11 protein-coding genes and 1 tRNA gene are annotated in these 14327 nt (G+C 48.4%); 5 read left to right on the top strand and 7 right to left on the bottom strand.

All coding sequences use genetic code 11. The features are described from left to right. The first annotated feature begins 97 nt into the window (after positions 1-97). Positions 98-1762, top strand: a complete 1665-nt coding sequence (locus AC04MQ_RS14125) for an AMP-binding protein (protein ID WP_475392394.1) — start codon at positions 98-100, stop codon at positions 1760-1762. Between the two features lie 55 nt (positions 1763-1817). On the opposite strand, the gene AC04MQ_RS14120 is transcribed toward AC04MQ_RS14125, so the two are convergent. Both AC04MQ_RS14120 and AC04MQ_RS14115 read right to left on the bottom strand, forming a co-directional pair. After that, positions 1818-2201, bottom strand: a complete 384-nt coding sequence (locus AC04MQ_RS14120) for a high-potential iron-sulfur protein (protein ID WP_235046322.1) — start codon at positions 2199-2201, stop codon at positions 1818-1820. A 193-nt stretch (positions 2202-2394) separates the two neighbouring features. Further along, a complete protein-coding gene (locus tag AC04MQ_RS14115) occupies positions 2395-2868 on the bottom strand; it encodes a MerC domain-containing protein (RefSeq protein WP_015090916.1) in 474 nt (157 codons plus the stop codon). Positions 2869-2966: 98 nt separating this feature from the next. Between AC04MQ_RS14115 and AC04MQ_RS14110 the strand changes: the two genes are divergently transcribed. Beyond that, positions 2967-4379 (top strand): protein adenylyltransferase SelO family protein, encoded by a 1413-nt coding sequence (locus AC04MQ_RS14110; RefSeq protein WP_475392393.1) that lies wholly within the window; start codon positions 2967-2969, stop codon positions 4377-4379. Here the strand turns inward: AC04MQ_RS14110 and AC04MQ_RS14105 are convergent. Both AC04MQ_RS14105 and AC04MQ_RS14100 read right to left on the bottom strand, forming a co-directional pair. Beyond that, the gene (locus AC04MQ_RS14105) at positions 4370-7471 is read right to left on the bottom strand and encodes an efflux RND transporter permease subunit (protein WP_475392392.1); all 3102 of its coding nucleotides are present in this window, start codon (positions 7469-7471) and stop codon (positions 4370-4372) included. The genes AC04MQ_RS14110 and AC04MQ_RS14105 overlap by 10 nt on opposite strands. 1 nt (position 7472) lies before the next feature. Continuing rightward, the gene (locus AC04MQ_RS14100) at positions 7473-8918 is read right to left on the bottom strand and encodes a TolC family protein (protein WP_475392391.1); all 1446 of its coding nucleotides are present in this window, start codon (positions 8916-8918) and stop codon (positions 7473-7475) included. 684 nt (positions 8919-9602) lie between these two features. Here AC04MQ_RS14100 and AC04MQ_RS14095 point away from each other — a divergent pair. The 3 genes from AC04MQ_RS14095 to AC04MQ_RS14085 all read left to right on the top strand — a co-directional run bounded on the left by AC04MQ_RS14095 (position 9603) and on the right by AC04MQ_RS14085 (position 11280). Beyond that, a complete protein-coding gene (locus AC04MQ_RS14095) occupies positions 9603-10484 on the top strand; it encodes an HNH endonuclease family protein (RefSeq protein WP_475392390.1) in 882 nt (293 codons plus the stop codon). Further along, complete coding sequence (locus tag AC04MQ_RS14090) at positions 10481-11176, top strand: RluA family pseudouridine synthase (protein WP_475392389.1); 696 nt, start codon at positions 10481-10483, stop codon at positions 11174-11176. Before AC04MQ_RS14095 ends, AC04MQ_RS14090 begins: the two co-directional genes overlap by 4 nt. A gap of 12 nt (positions 11177-11188) precedes the next feature. Further along, positions 11189-11280, top strand: a tRNA-Leu gene (locus AC04MQ_RS14085). On the opposite strand, the gene AC04MQ_RS14080 is transcribed toward AC04MQ_RS14085, so the two are convergent. The 3 genes from AC04MQ_RS14080 to AC04MQ_RS14070 all read right to left on the bottom strand — a co-directional run bounded on the left by AC04MQ_RS14080 (position 11259) and on the right by AC04MQ_RS14070 (position 14101). Beyond that, complete coding sequence (locus AC04MQ_RS14080) at positions 11259-12950, bottom strand: recombinase family protein (RefSeq protein ID WP_475392388.1); 1692 nt, start codon at positions 12948-12950, stop codon at positions 11259-11261. The two genes, AC04MQ_RS14085 and AC04MQ_RS14080, sit on opposite strands and share 22 nt — an antisense overlap. After that, a complete protein-coding gene (locus tag AC04MQ_RS14075) occupies positions 12950-13135 on the bottom strand; it encodes a hypothetical protein (protein WP_475392387.1) in 186 nt (61 codons plus the stop codon). Before AC04MQ_RS14075 ends, AC04MQ_RS14080 begins: the two co-directional genes overlap by 1 nt. Before the next feature lie 597 nt (positions 13136-13732). Beyond that, positions 13733-14101, bottom strand: a complete 369-nt coding sequence (locus tag AC04MQ_RS14070) for a hypothetical protein (RefSeq protein ID WP_475392386.1) — start codon at positions 14099-14101, stop codon at positions 13733-13735. Positions 14102-14327: the final 226 nt, after the last annotated feature.

The raw sequence follows: 14327 nt of genomic DNA, 5'->3' as shown, positions 1-14327 counted from the left end.
ATAGGCCCTGTGAAAACAAGAATTTACTTTACCTCGTTTGAATCTTTACTCTAAACTTTCTAAGAATCAAATTGAAGCACTTTTGCAGGAGGTTCTCATGGAAAGAATTTGGCTTAAGAATTACCCGAAAGGCGTTCCCCACGAGGTGGATCTTTCCAAATATGGATCACTGGTGGATGTCTACGAAGAAGCCATCGGTAAATTCCAGTCCAAAAAAGCTTTCACCAGCATGGGGGTCAGTCTCACCTTCAGCGAGCTGGATCGCAAAGTGGATCAGTTTGCATCATTCCTGCAAAACGAACTGAAACTGAAAAAAGGCGATCGCATCGCCATTCAGATGCCGAACCTTCTGCAATTCCCGATCGTGGCTTTCGCAGCTTTGCGCTCGGGCCTGACCATCGTGAACACCAATCCGCTGTACACAGCAAAAGAAATGCGTCACCAGTTCAAGGACTCGGGCGCAAAAGCCATCGTGATTCTGGCGAACTATGCTCATCTGCTTCAGGAAATCCTGAAAGAGACAGACATTGAAAGTGTTGTGATCACCGAAGTGGCCGACCTGTTCCCGACTCCGAAAAGAATCCTGGTGAACTCGGTTGTAAAATACATCAAGAAAATGGTTCCAGCTTATCACCTGCCACAAGCCTACACTTTCCGTCAGGCTTTGGAACTGGGTGCAATGAAACCTTCCTCGAAAGTTCCTACAACGCTGGAAGACATCGCCTTCCTGCAATACACCGGTGGTACAACAGGTGTTGCCAAGGGCGCGATGCTGACACACAGAAACGTGGCTGCAAACATGCTGCAGATCTGCGACTGGATGAAACCAAAGCTTCGCGAAGGTGAAGAGGTCGCAATTGCGGCTTTGCCGATGTATCACATCTTTGCTTTGACTCTGAACTGCCTGGGTCTTTTGCGCTATGGAAGCGAAAACGTACTGATCCTGAATCCACGCGACATCCCTGGCTTCATCAAAGAACTTAAGAACACTCCGTTCACTTTGATGGCCGGTGTGAACACGCTGTTCAACGCCTTGATGAACAATCCAGCCTTCACCACGATTGATTTCACGCGCGTGAAAGTCAGCGTCGCTGGCGCAATGACCTTGCAAAAACCAGTGGCTGAAAAGTGGATGGAACTGACCAAGTCCGTGATTGTTGAAGGTTACGGTTTGACGGAGGCTTCGCCGGTTGTGTGCTGCAACCCTATTGATGGCACGGACCGCGTGGGCACTATCGGCCTGCCATTCCCAAGCACTGACATCATGCTGATTGATGACGATGGTAAGGAAGTCGCCATGGGCGAGCCCGGCGAACTGGTTTGCCGTGGCCCTCAGGTGATGGCAGGTTACTGGAACCGTCCGGATGAAACAGCACAGGTATTGAATGACGGCTGGTTGAAAACCGGCGACGTGGCTGTGGCAGACAATGATGGCTTCTTCAAAATCGTGGATCGCAAAAAAGACATGATCCTGGTTTCAGGCTTCAACGTTTATCCAAACGAAGTGGAAGAGGCGATCGCGTCCCACCCTGGCGTTCTGGAAGTCGCGGCGATTGGTGTGGTTGATCAGCACTCTGGCGAAATTGTAAAAGCTGTCGTGGTGAAAAAAGATCAAAACCTGACTGCTGAAGATGTGATCGCTCACGCCCGCAAGAGTTTGACAAACTATAAAGTTCCGCGTTTGGTGGAGTTCCGCACAGAGCTTCCGAAAACGAATGTCGGAAAAATCCTGCGTCGTGCTTTGCGCGATAATGCAAAATAAAAAACTTCAGATTTAAAAACTAAAAAGCCGGGTCAAAACCCGGCTTTTTTTTAATTTACGCTTTCTTATTCCAGGATGCGCACCATGCGTCGCCTAGAACAAGTTTGCCAGCGAAGATTGTGCAAGTGCCGGCTTCTTTGCCGTTACGAACTTCTTTTTTCGCGTAGAAGCCGCAAGTCACACAGTGATTGCCTTTAGCTTCTGGAGCTTTCTTGTAGTCTTCGATGTACTTCACTGCTTTTGCTACAGAGTCATTTGGATCAACCAAAGCCATGCCACCAGCGGCCGCGCCACCTGCAGCAGGAGCTCCACGTTTTTTCTGAGCTTCAGCGGAAGAAGAGAAAATAGCGTTCAACATAGTTGGTGCAACTACCGCCACACCGGTGATTTTCGCAAGGGTCGTGAAGAAACCACGGCGATTCATATTCGTCTCAGTCATTGATGCCTCCATCATTTGGTTTTCAACTAGACACTACCTGAAATCACTTGGTTTTCAATTAGAAAGAAGGCAAATAACGACCCTGCGGCGAAAAAATCTGACCTAAGTTATGAAAATCGCAACGAAATGTTGCATATGGCGCCGCAAAAAGCGGCATTGACAGGGGCGACTTTAGACCGTCACCCCTAAGATTCTAGGCATGCTTGTGACAAAGGCACGCGCGACGATTCAGAATATGGGCTGCGATCAAAATGAAGCTTCCAACGATGGTCACCACGTCGTGTTCCATCACCTCCACCCACTCATGCGGCAGCACAGATGCCGCACAGATCATGCTTAGCCCCAGCACTCCCATTGACAGAACTTTCACCTGACGGTGATGTTTGTAACCACTCCAGAACGCAAACAGACCCACCGGCAAAATCACCACCGCCATCAGGATGTGCACCCATTCGGCATGAAACACTTCACCCATCACTGGCAGAAGCAGAATCAACAGCGGCGTCGCCAGACAGTGAATCGCACAAAGCGAAGAAAGCACAATCCCGATCCGATCCCAAGTCAGCGTCTTTTCTTCAAAGACCTCGTGCTGAGTGTGATCCACCTCACAGCAGGAATCATGTGATTTGCCGGAGTTTACAGAATTTGGATTCAGGATTTCGTCCACGGATACCGCCTTTGGAGTCCCAGTTGTCTCCTAGATGCAAGTTACTGTCAACTAGATTACCTTTTGCGTTTCCCCTTGGAAAAGAAGATAAGGAACAAGTGAGCACTCCATTCATTCCACCTATTTACGAACTGGGGCCTGATTTCTACGACGAAGTCCGCCCTGCCCAATTCCCCAAGGCCCTGTTGCGATATCGCAACCAAGACGCTGCAGAAAGCGTTGGATTGGGTCTATTGACCCCCCAAGAATGGCAAAATCATTTCTGGGCCTTTGAGAGCCTTCCTCAGAATATCAAAACACCCTTGGCTTTGCGCTACCATGGCCACCAGTTCCGCAGCTACAATCCAGACCTGGGTGACGGAAGAGGCTTTTTGTTCGCACAAGTCCGCGACCACAGCCGTCTGTTGGACCTGGGCACCAAGGGCAGCGGAACCACCCCTTATTCTCGCCGCGGAGACGGACGCCTGACATTGAAAGGCGCCTTTCGCGAAATCCTGGCAACTGAACTTTTGCAATCTTACGGCGTCAACACCAGCAAAACATTCTCGGTGTTTGAAACCGGCGAAAACTTGGAAAGACATGACGAACCTTCTCCGACCCGCGCGGGCGTTTTAGTGCGTCTTAGCCACAGTCACGTTCGCTTTGGAACTTTCCAGCGACTGGCGTTTTTCAATCAGACAGACAACATCAAAAAAATAATTCAGTATTGCGTGCGCCATTACTATCCAAGCCTTGCAGGCTTCAGCGAAGCTGAACTGGCTGCCGAATTCCTGCGTGCCGTGGCTCAGAAAAAAGCCGAGACTGTCGCCGCATGGATGATGGCCGGCTTTGTTCACGGGGTTCTAAACACCGACAACATGAACATCACTGGCGAAAGCTTTGATTACGGCCCTTACCGCTTCCTTCCGGTTTACGATCCGGCCTTTACGGCCGCTTACTTTGATCAGTCAGGCCTTTACTGCTTTGGCCGCCAGCCCTCAGCCGTGCTCTGGAATCTGCACCAACTGGGTGGCGCGCTGAAAGTGGCTTATCCGGAACTTCCGGTGCCGGAGCTTTTGGAAGATTTTGGCGACGCCTTCAATCTGGAAGTGCAAAACCGTCTGTTGAAACGACTGAATCTGAAAAATCCTTTGCAAGACATCGGCGCGATTCATGACCTCAACGCGGAACTGGTATCAGGCCTTTTCCAGTTCATGGACACTGAAAAATGCGCCTTTGAACAAACTCTGTATGATCTGCACTCGGGCGCATTGCCAGAGCGTCTGCAAAGATCCGTTCAAAGAGACCTTTACCAAAAAGAGTCCTTCAAAAAATTAAGCGAGACGCTGTCTTGTTTTGAAATTGATGATGAAGAAAAAGCCCGCCACAGCTATCTGCAAACCGGCAAGGCCTGTGCCCTGGTCATTGATGAACTGGAAGCACTGTGGGCCCCCATCGCCGAACAAGACGACTGGGGACCCTTTGAAAGAAAGCTGGTTGAAATTCGCAGCTTCCGGGGACTTTACGGCTGATAGCCGGCAAGTTTCGCAAGTTTTGCGCGGAACCATGCTTTGAAATCTTCCACGAAGCCAAAGGCCGCTGGAACGATCAAAAGCGTCAGCAATGTCGAACTGATCAAACCGCCGATGATGGCAACACCCATGGATGTTCTCATCGCGGAAGCTTCATTCAGGCCGATCGCGATTGGAATCATACCCGCGATCAACGCCAACGAAGTCATCAAAATCGGACGAAGACGTGTGCGGCAGGCTTTAATAATTGCCGCATTACGCTCGATACCTTCGTGGATCAGGTGATTGGTATAATCCACAAGCAGGATCGAGTTCTTCGCCACAACCCCAAGCAGTAACACAATCCCGATAAGCGAGAAGATGTCGATGGTCTTGCCAAAGATCAATAACGCCAGGAACGCCCCGGTCATCGCCAGTGGCAATGCCAGCAAGATCGTAAACGGCGTGATGAAGCTTTCATACAAGCTCGCCAAGACCAGATAGATGAAAATCACACCCAGAATAACCGCCAGAAGCATGTTTTCAATCAGCTCTTTAAAGTCGTCCGCCTGACCTTTGAAGGCAAAGTCCACGCCCGGAGGTGGTGGCATTTCCTTCTTGATGATTCTTTCAACTTCCGCAGAAACGTTCCCCAGAGCCCCGCCCTTGGCAAGGTTTCCGGAAATCTGAATGTAGCGGCCTTTGTTCATACGGTTGATCTGAGAAAAGCCCGACGCGTTTTCCCCTTGAGCAATGCGCGAAAGCGGAATCATGTTGTAGTTGGCATTCGGCACCAGGGTTGTCTTGAACTGACTGCGCAGATCGCGGAACATCTCCTCAAAGCGCACACGGATTTTATAGTCGATACCGTTTTCACGATAAATCGCCTGCTCGTTACCCTCGGTTCGGTTGCGCAGTTCCGCCCCCGCGATCACCGTGGAAACCCCCAATGCTTCGGATTTTTTACGATCAAACACGACATGGAATTCCGGCTTTCCGGACCGGAAGTTCGTATCCACATCCACCAGACCCGGGATCTTTTTCATACGCTCCACCAGCTTGGTGGCATAGACGTTCAATTGATCCAGATCCTCACCCTGAATATTCACATTCAGCGGTTTTTCGCCCGAGTTCACCGCATCGATATCGCCAATGGAAACATTGGCGTCTTTTTCAAACTGCGGGAATTTCTTACGCAAAGATTCTTTGTAATCAGTCGTGTTCATGCTGCGGTGTTTGCGTTCCACCAGGCGGATGAACAACATGGATTTATTCGATTCATTGTTGGAGTTACCAACAATCGTCATCACCATGTCCACCGCGGAATCGTTTTCAAAGATCTTTTCAACTTTTTCCGTGAACTTGCTTGTCGCCATCAGGGAGCTTCCCACCGGAAGCTCGACGTTCACCACAAACTCGCCGTTATCCGCCGCTGGCAGGAAGGTCGCCGGAATAAAGGCCAGCGTGCCCAAAGAAGACACGAAGATCAAAACCCCGCCGGCCAGAATCTTTTTCGGATTCCCCAGCGTGTACTTCAGGGCTTTTTCATACCAGTCTTCAAGCCATGTCTGGAAATTATCAAATGCCGTCAGCATGCGACCGACAACGCCGGTGCCTTTGACGTGTTCATTCGGGTGCGCCATATAAGCCGACAGCATCGGCGCCACCGTGAAGGCATCAAACAGGGAAATCAGCATCGTGAACACGACCGTCAGACCAAACTGCTTGAAGAACTGTCCGACGATCCCCTGCAGGAAGGAAATCGGACCAAACACCGCAATCACCACAAGGGTCGTGGCAATAACGGCCATCGCCACCTCTTTGGTTCCATCCAAAGCGGCGTCTTTGGGTTTTTTGCCCATTTCCAGATGTCGGAAGATGTTTTCCCGCACGACGATCGCATCATCGATCAGGAGCCCCACCGCCAAAGAAAGCGCCAGCAAAGTCATCAAGTTGATGGAAAAGCCCATGGCCCACATAATGACAAAACCACCCAACAGGGAGTTTGGCAAAGCCATGGCCGTAATGAAGGTCGAACGCGCCGACCCCAGGAAGAAAAACACCACGATCACGCAAAGGATGATACCGATGATGATGGACTCTTTCACGTCATACACGTTCATCTGAATCGGACGAGAAGTGTCTCGCACCATTGTCACGGTGCCCTTCAGGCCTTTTTCTTTTAGCATCGCATTGACGGCTTCAATGTTCTTTTTAACCGCATCAGACACAGCCACGGTGTTGGCACCACGCTGTTTGTACACGTTCATCAAAAGGGCGCGCTTGCCCTTCACACGACCCATGGTTTTCTGGTCTTCCAGACTTTTCACAACGCGGCCCACATCCTTCACCAGGATGGCCTTGTCGGAACCCACGAAGTTGACGTTCACTTCCTCGATCTGCTTCAGGGATTCAAACTCCCCGTTGGTTCTTAAGGTCGTTTCATCAATCGGGTTTTCAATTTTCCCAATGGGAATGTCTTTGGAGGTGTCAATCACACGCTGAGACACTTGCAACATCGAGATCTTGCGATCCTGCAGCTTGTTCTTATCGACCAGAACGTGAATTTCCTGTTTACGACCACCGAAAATGTCCACCTGGCCCACGTCTTTGATACGTTCAAAGCGCGGCTTAATCACTTCGTTCGCAAGATCATAAGCGGCCCCCTCGTCCATTTCCGTCGTCACGGCCAGGGTCACAATCGGTTGATCGGCCGGGTCAAAACGGCGGATCACCGGTTCATAAATCTCGGACGGCAGGTCCCGGCGGATGTTGCCGATGCGGTTGCGCACCTCCTGCTCGACTTCTTTGATGTCCGTCCCCAACTGGAATTCCAGAATGACGATGGCCACACTGTCCAGATTGTTGGATCTTAAGTTCTTAAGACCCGAGATACTGCCGACTTCATCTTCAATAAGCTTTGAGACCTGCTTTTCCAGATCCAAAGGCGAAGCCCCCGGATAAGTCACCTGCACAAACAAAATCGGGAAGGTCACATCCGGAAACATGTCCACGGGCATTTTTCTCAAAGAAAAAGCACCCAGGATCAGCATCAGGATCACGATACAGGAAATAAAAATAGGTCGTTTAATCGATAGACCAGGCAAATTCATACTATTTCTCCTCCCGTTTGTTTTCATCCAAAGTGACGAACAAGCGGGCCTGAGCTTCCATTTTTCTCTGCTCAGATTTCAGTTTGGTCAAATTCAGTTCCGCATCGGCGGCATCTTCTTCGGCATTGATCACATTGGCGGTGATCGAACGGCCTTTGTTGAACAAATCAGCCTGGGCTTTGGCGGCACCTGACTGCAAACGGGCAATTTCGCCGGCGGAATCAATGCGTTTGTTCATTTCAGAATAACGACGGTTCAACTCGATCCACGCGCTTTCGCTGTCCAGGATCTTTCTTTCACTTTGCAACTGGGCAGCCAAGGCGTCTTTGCGTGCGGCCGACTTTGCAGAGCCCTTCACATCGGTGTCGAACATATAAATCAGATTCAACCCCACCTTCCAGGTCGGAAGCTTGTTGTCGGTCCATTTTGATGTCGCATCCGGGATGCTTTTATCCGGCTGGAAGTTGTTGGTGTTATAAGACCCGCCCAAAACCAGATCCGGACGATAGACGTCTTCCGTTTCTTTAGCCACCAAGGACATGGCCTTGGCATTCAGCGAAGACAAGTAAGCATCCAAAGCCACGACCTTGCCGCCGTTGCCATCCACCATCGAATTCAAAGTGCGGGAACGGGAAATGTCGCCCGAGATTTCCGGCAAAGCTTCATCATCACGAAGCTCCAAATAATCGCGAATCTGGCGTTTCGCCGCCGCCAGATCATCTTCTGCAGAAACCAACTGAAGCTGACGAGCCGCCACCAGGGCCTGCGCTGACAACAGATCAGCACGCTCACTGATACCGTCGTTCACACGACGACTGGTCCAGGCTTCGATACGACGGGCGCGTTCCAAGGAAGCACGGCCAATGCGCAGGTTTTCACTTTGATAGACATAATCCCAGTACGCCGCTTCCGCACTGACCAGCAGGGCTTTTTTCTGCAGATCAAATTTACCGACCTCGGCAGAGGCCACGGCTTCCTGACGATCCTGACGAAGACGAGTCGCATGACCGAAAGAATTCTTCCACAAAGACTGGCTCAACCCCAGCCCCAAAGTGCCGTAAGAGAATTTCTGGAAATTGGGATTTAACAGCGCCCCTTCATTATCGACTTCCGTGGCGTTGGCGGTCAGAGACACATCCGTACCAGAAGAGAATCTTTTCGCAAGACCCAGCTTCAGATCTGTCGCCGTGGTTTGAGTTCCCCCCAGCTGAGCAAACTGCCCCAGAGGGCTTTTGTCATTAAGGTAGCTCACACCAGCGGTAAAGACTGGTACCAGCTCTACATCGCCAGAGATGCGGCGGTCTTCCGCGGCCTCTTTTGAGATATCCAAAGATTGAATGGATTTATTTTTATTAACGACAGCCTGAAGATAATCCTGAAGATTCATCGCCAGCGCTTGCGGTTGCCACAGTCCGAGCAGAAGTCCTACAAGGGCGCCCTTTTTCATTTTTCAACTTCCTTCCGAAATACAAACTACGGAAGAAAACCTAATTTAGGGGCCTATCCAAATCAAAACATTTCATTATTTGATTTCAATCCGACGGGGGTGCGTAAATTCATACGCCAGAAATGAAAAACCCCGCACCTGGCGGGGTTTTGAAAGCAAACTGAGATGAGAGCATTCGCTGCCCTATTTTGCTGCAGCAGCCTCTTCTTTTTTTGCACAGTCAGCGCATCCGCCTTTTTTCGTAGTGCACTCAGTGCCGGAGCAAGCGGACTTTTCAGCCTTCGCAGCACCACAGCCACAATTTTCGTGGTTGTGTGCTTTGTGTGCACAAGAAGCCAAACCCAAAACCAAAACAGATGATAGCAAAAGCATTTTCATGGAACCGATCCTCCAAAATAGTGAACCTTAAGCTTAGCGACAGGGCTTGGCGGCGGGCAAGCAAACACCCCCGCTTCTGGTCCTCAAACCCCAAAAACAGTGACAATTTGCGCCAAGTTTTTTCCGTTTTTACCGGCTATTCAGGCGAAAATTCCCTTAAAAATGCGCAAACTTACGGCATTTAAACGTCCCATCGGGAACTTAATGCAAGGTGGCTAAATTGAACCAAATCCTGACAAAATGAATTCTTGAAACTGCCTCCGATCTGGGGCTTAATGGGTCCGATTCGCGGAGGGGGAACCGAGAATGAAACACCTACAACTGAAGACAGCCGGCTTGCAGTTTGTGACTATGTTAATGGTCGCAATGTCCGCAGTTCCTGTTTATGCAGCCCCCGCAACCGCCGCTCCCGCCCACGAATTCTTCACAGTGGACGAGGACAATCTGGAATCAGACACCACCCGCAGAAATGAATACTCTTTTATGGAGTACACTCCTGAATTTGGACCGGATCAGTTCATCCAGGGTCTGAAAAAAGTGGTGATCAACCTTCTGAAATGGACCCTTCACGAAGAAGCGCCTCCCACGCCAGAAGAAAAATACATGCGCAAACTTCACTTCGGCCGCTGGATCAATGATCCTACGGATGACACTTGCATGAACACCCGTGCAAAAGTTCTGGTTCGTGAGTCCAACCAGGAAGTCACTTACCGCGGGAACAGACAGTGCGTGGTGGATGCCGGTCACTGGAACGATCCTTATGCCGGCAAAGAAGTTGTCGTAGCCAAAGAAATTCAAATCGACCACATGGTTCCTTTGAAAAATGCTTACGTGTCAGGCGCTTGGCAATGGGATTATAAAACCCGCTGCCTGTATGCGAACTACATGGGCTACAAAAACCACCTGGTCGCGGCTGACGCCAGCGCCAACATGTCCAAGGGCGATCGTGCTCCAGACAAATACCTTCCATCCAATCTGGCTTACCGTTGTCAGTACGTTCGCGACTGGCTGGCAGTAAAACTGATCTGGAAGCTTAACATGACCATGGATGAAGTTCAGGCGATCCACGACGTGGTGACCAACTATGGCTGCAAAGCCTCTGACTTTAAATTCAGCAAAGCCGAACTTGAGGGCCAGCGTGAAAACATCAACGCCAACCTTGATTTCTGCATGATCAACAAAAGATGATCGAAATCCTGTTCGAAGACGATTACTTCCTGGCTGCTGCCAAACCGGCTGGCATGCCTTCCCAAGCCACTGTTGATAAAAGCCGCTTGGACTTCTTTACTTCCCTTAAAAACCAGCTGCGCAGCGAACGGGGCGATGATTTCTATCTGGCCCTGCATCACCGTCTTGACCGCGACACTTCCGGTGTGATGATCTTTGCCAAATCCAAAGAAGCCAACGAACCTTTGGCCGACCTGTTTAAGACGCACAAGATTCAAAAGACCTATCTTTGTCTGACCAAACGAACCCAGAAAGCGGCCGACGCCTGGGAAGTCGACAACCATCTGGTCGAAATGAAAGACAACAAACTTAAAAAGACCAAGATGGTTCGCACCCAGTCCGGGGGTGATCGCGCTTACACCAAGTTCCGCAAACTCGAGGTCTTCCCCGAAGCTTTGCTGATCGAGGCCCAACCCCTCACTGGACGCATGCACCAGATCAGAGTGCATCTCGCTGATCGCGGCATGGGTATCTATGGTGACGACATCTATCAGGCACCGAAAAGTCCTGTGGCTCCACGGCTGATGCTGCATGCACATGCCCTGGAGTTCACTCACCCGTTCACCAATGAATTTGTGCGTATAGAATGTGCAATGCCCGCAGACATGGCGCAATTCATGAAGACATTGACGTTTCACTCTAAAAATGATTGAGTTGACCCTTGTGCCCCGGTGGCGAAATCGGTAGACGCACAGGACTTAAAATCCTGAGCTTCGTTTAAACGGGCGTGCCGGTTCAAGTCCGGCCCGGGGCACCATTTCCAACAGTACTCGAACCCACACGGGTTGAGCTGTTGAGACAAAAAAGCTGACTTTCGAGTCGGCTTTTTTTATGTCCAAAATCTGCCGCCGCTGTGGCGGTATCGGTTCCGGTTGCTTTGAATTGTTCCTTTGCGGGAGCGTAGAGACCCATTTTGATCTTGGTTGGGTGGATTTCGATGAACTTCACCAGATTTGTGAAGATGGGTCTTTGATTTTCTTTTGAAGCCTTCTCTAGATTTCGCAAAGCATTTTCGATTTTGGCTTTAAAGGCGTCTCGGTCGACTTCTTGACCACGTAGATCCATCTCTTTTGTTTTCAGAGTTTCTTTTGCAAGCTTTAGCTCGTTCATTCTTTGAGTCATCTGTTTGATCTGCTCATAGAAGGCATCTGCCGGAACTTCTGGTGGAAGTTCTGCGATTCTCTGAACCAAGTTTGTGATCCGCTTGGAAGTCGTTTGGATTTCTAGTTCTAATTTCTTTGTTTGCATTTGTACTTCTGGAAGATCGCTTGTGGTCTTGGCTTGATAGATCTCAATCCACTTAGCTATAAGACTTGGATCATTGAGCAATGCCCTTAATGACCTTGTCACGATCTCCTCAAGCCTCGGTGCTCTAACATTTTTTACTTGGCACTGATGTGCGTGTTCTTTGGCTAAAGGATTTTTGAGCTGAGGATGGCCGTAGTAAAAGTGCTTTTCGATTCTTCCAGTGCCAGACTTGCCACCGAGGGATTTGCCGCACTCACCACATTGAACAAGTTCTGTGAGTGGGAATGGGTATTTCTTCCAAGTCTCAGGCTTGTATCTATTCTTGTTTTTAGTGAGGCGCTCTTGAACTTTGCTAAACGTCTCTTCGCCGATAATCGCTGGCCATACGGCTTTAATAAATTCCGCTGAGCCGTTCTTGTGTTTTACTTCTCTAAGTCCCAAATAGGTTTTGTTGGTTAAAAGAGAATTTAAAGTATCAACGGTAAAGACTTTTCCACCTTTTTCCAGGCCATGCTTATTCGTAAACTTCTTATTGAAGATTCCGGACTCGATTAGAGCCACTTGTGTTTTACGAAGAGATTCTTTTTCTAAAAATAAATTAAAGATCTTCTGAACAACTTCGGATTCCTCTTTGTTAACGACCAACTCGCCTTTGTTCTTGGGATTCCGATCGTATCCCAAAGGGATCGTGCCACCATTAAAAAGCCCACGCTTAGATCGTGATAGCCAATTAGCGGCGATTCGTTCAGAGGTTTGCATGCGTTCATACTGGGCGTAGTTAATGAGATTAAAGACCATCATCTCGCCACTAGCGGTCGTCGTATCAAAGTTCTCTCTGAGTGTGACAAAGCTTGCCTTGTGGTGCTTGAGCAAATCCCAAACCTCGCAAAAATCTTTAATGCTTCTATTAAGACGAGACAGTTCCGTCGCTATGATGAGATCAATTCGTCCAAGCTTTACGTCAGCGAGGAGTCGTAAAAACTCAGGACGGCCATTCATGTTCTTGGCTGACTTTCCTTCATCACAGTAAATATCAACCAGGGTTCCCCAGTTGGATTCTCTTTTGTTTTGAAATTCTATGTACTCTAATAGGCGATTTTTTTGTGAGACAAGTGAGCCATCTTGGATTCTGGCTTGTTCTTCCGTGGACACACGGATATAGATTCCGATTCTTTTCATTAGCTAGCCTCCTTCATCTCTGAAGCTGTGCTTGGGGCACTCGCTTGATCCTGCTGCTGTTTCAGCAAGCGGTCAATTTCGAGTAAGGCTTTTACCAGTTGCACAACTTTGGTTTCGTATTCAGTTCGTTTTAAATGCACCTCGATCATTTCAAGTTCGTAGTTTTCTATTCCTACTACTCGCATCAATTTCTTTTATCCTTCATAACTACACCTCCGGTTTTTTGATTGATTGTTTTTTTGCCGTTTTCCTCCTGTCTTTTGTTCCCCTCTCTCTTACTTCATTTTTTTATAAATTTCTTATTATTTTTTCTTATCCTGTCCATTCCATTTTCCCGTTTCGTGACCACTTTCGCTCGTAGAGGGGGAGTGGTCACGAACGCTCGCGAGGGAAAATGGAATGGACAGGACTCCGGGTTCTTCAAATATTTTGAATATTTATGGGGGATTTTTCGTCTTCAGATCGAATTAAATTACTGCGGAAGCTTTCCGTTAGTTTTCCGCAGTGTTTGGAACTCAGTAAAACATGCGGATGAAATGCGCGGACGTCGTGTCGCCGAGAATCCGCGATCGAAGGAACTTCCAGCTCAAATATTTTTCATTTCTATTGCGACGAATTAGGAATTTAGCATGTAAAAAAGGTTTCAAATTTTTTGAAGGATGCTGCTTACGCATTTGGGAAATAAAAAACCCGCTGATTTTTTATTAAGTCAGCGGGTTTCGATAATTACTTTGGCTAGTTCACAAGGGGTTCGAAATAGGTGCGTCTTAACAACTTTTAGGTCATTTCAGAATATAACATGCAATTCCAACCTGATTGATTGTGTCTTTAGTGGCAAGGTAGTTTCCGACCTCTAATTTGGTCGTACCTAGAGGTTCACAGAAATTTTCAGTTCTTTTTGCACAAATGCTAAAATTATCAAATGAAAGTAGTTTGTCATTAACATAAAACCCTGAAGTTCCAGATTCTAAATGATACTCTTGACCATTGAATTCATATACTTTCACGAAATTGGCTTCTTCATCGATTGTCACTTCGACCACTGAAACGTGGGAATTGTTGGCAACCGCTGCAGTACATTTAAAAGTTGAGGCAAAAGCCGAGCTAGAGAATATAAGAGATAAAATTAGGATTGCGATAGTCATTTTCAAATTTCCTTCCTTACGAGATGCGATATTTTCATATGCACGATAGTTTTTCTAAACTTATACTATAAAGTGCGGAAGTTTCTCGATTGATAACTTGTTGTCATGTAATAGTTATCTGTCCAAATTTGATCACCAAAGTAATGCCTCTAATACTTAAAACGAATAGGTTCGCACTGGCTTCCTGATCCCAAAGACCTCCTGATTTTTACTAAAATCAGGAGGAGCCCTG

The organism is Bdellovibrio sp. MYbb2, from assembly GCF_056175685.1.
Note: the sequence above shows the minus strand (reverse complement) of the source record. Positions and strands in the feature narration are given on the sequence as shown.

What these genes read in the sequence shown, in the direction of transcription:
- AC04MQ_RS14100 (WP_475392391.1), bottom strand. Translation starts at nt 8,918, where the DNA reads ATGAAAAAGGGCGCCCTTGTAGGACTTCTGCTCGGACTGTGGCAACCG.
- AC04MQ_RS14090 (WP_475392389.1), top strand. Translation starts at nt 10,481, where the DNA reads ATGATCGAAATCCTGTTCGAAGACGATTACTTCCTGGCTGCTGCCAAA.
- AC04MQ_RS14105 (WP_475392392.1), bottom strand. Translation starts at nt 7,471, where the DNA reads ATGAATTTGCCTGGTCTATCGATTAAACGACCTATTTTTATTTCCTGT.
- AC04MQ_RS14080 (WP_475392388.1), bottom strand. Translation starts at nt 12,950, where the DNA reads ATGAAAAGAATCGGAATCTATATCCGTGTGTCCACGGAAGAACAAGCC.
- AC04MQ_RS14095 (WP_475392390.1), top strand. Translation starts at nt 9,603, where the DNA reads ATGAAACACCTACAACTGAAGACAGCCGGCTTGCAGTTTGTGACTATG.
- AC04MQ_RS14120 (WP_235046322.1), bottom strand. Translation starts at nt 2,201, where the DNA reads ATGACTGAGACGAATATGAATCGCCGTGGTTTCTTCACGACCCTTGCG.
- AC04MQ_RS14125 (WP_475392394.1), top strand. Translation starts at nt 98, where the DNA reads ATGGAAAGAATTTGGCTTAAGAATTACCCGAAAGGCGTTCCCCACGAG.
- AC04MQ_RS14075 (WP_475392387.1), bottom strand. Translation starts at nt 13,135, where the DNA reads ATGCGAGTAGTAGGAATAGAAAACTACGAACTTGAAATGATCGAGGTG.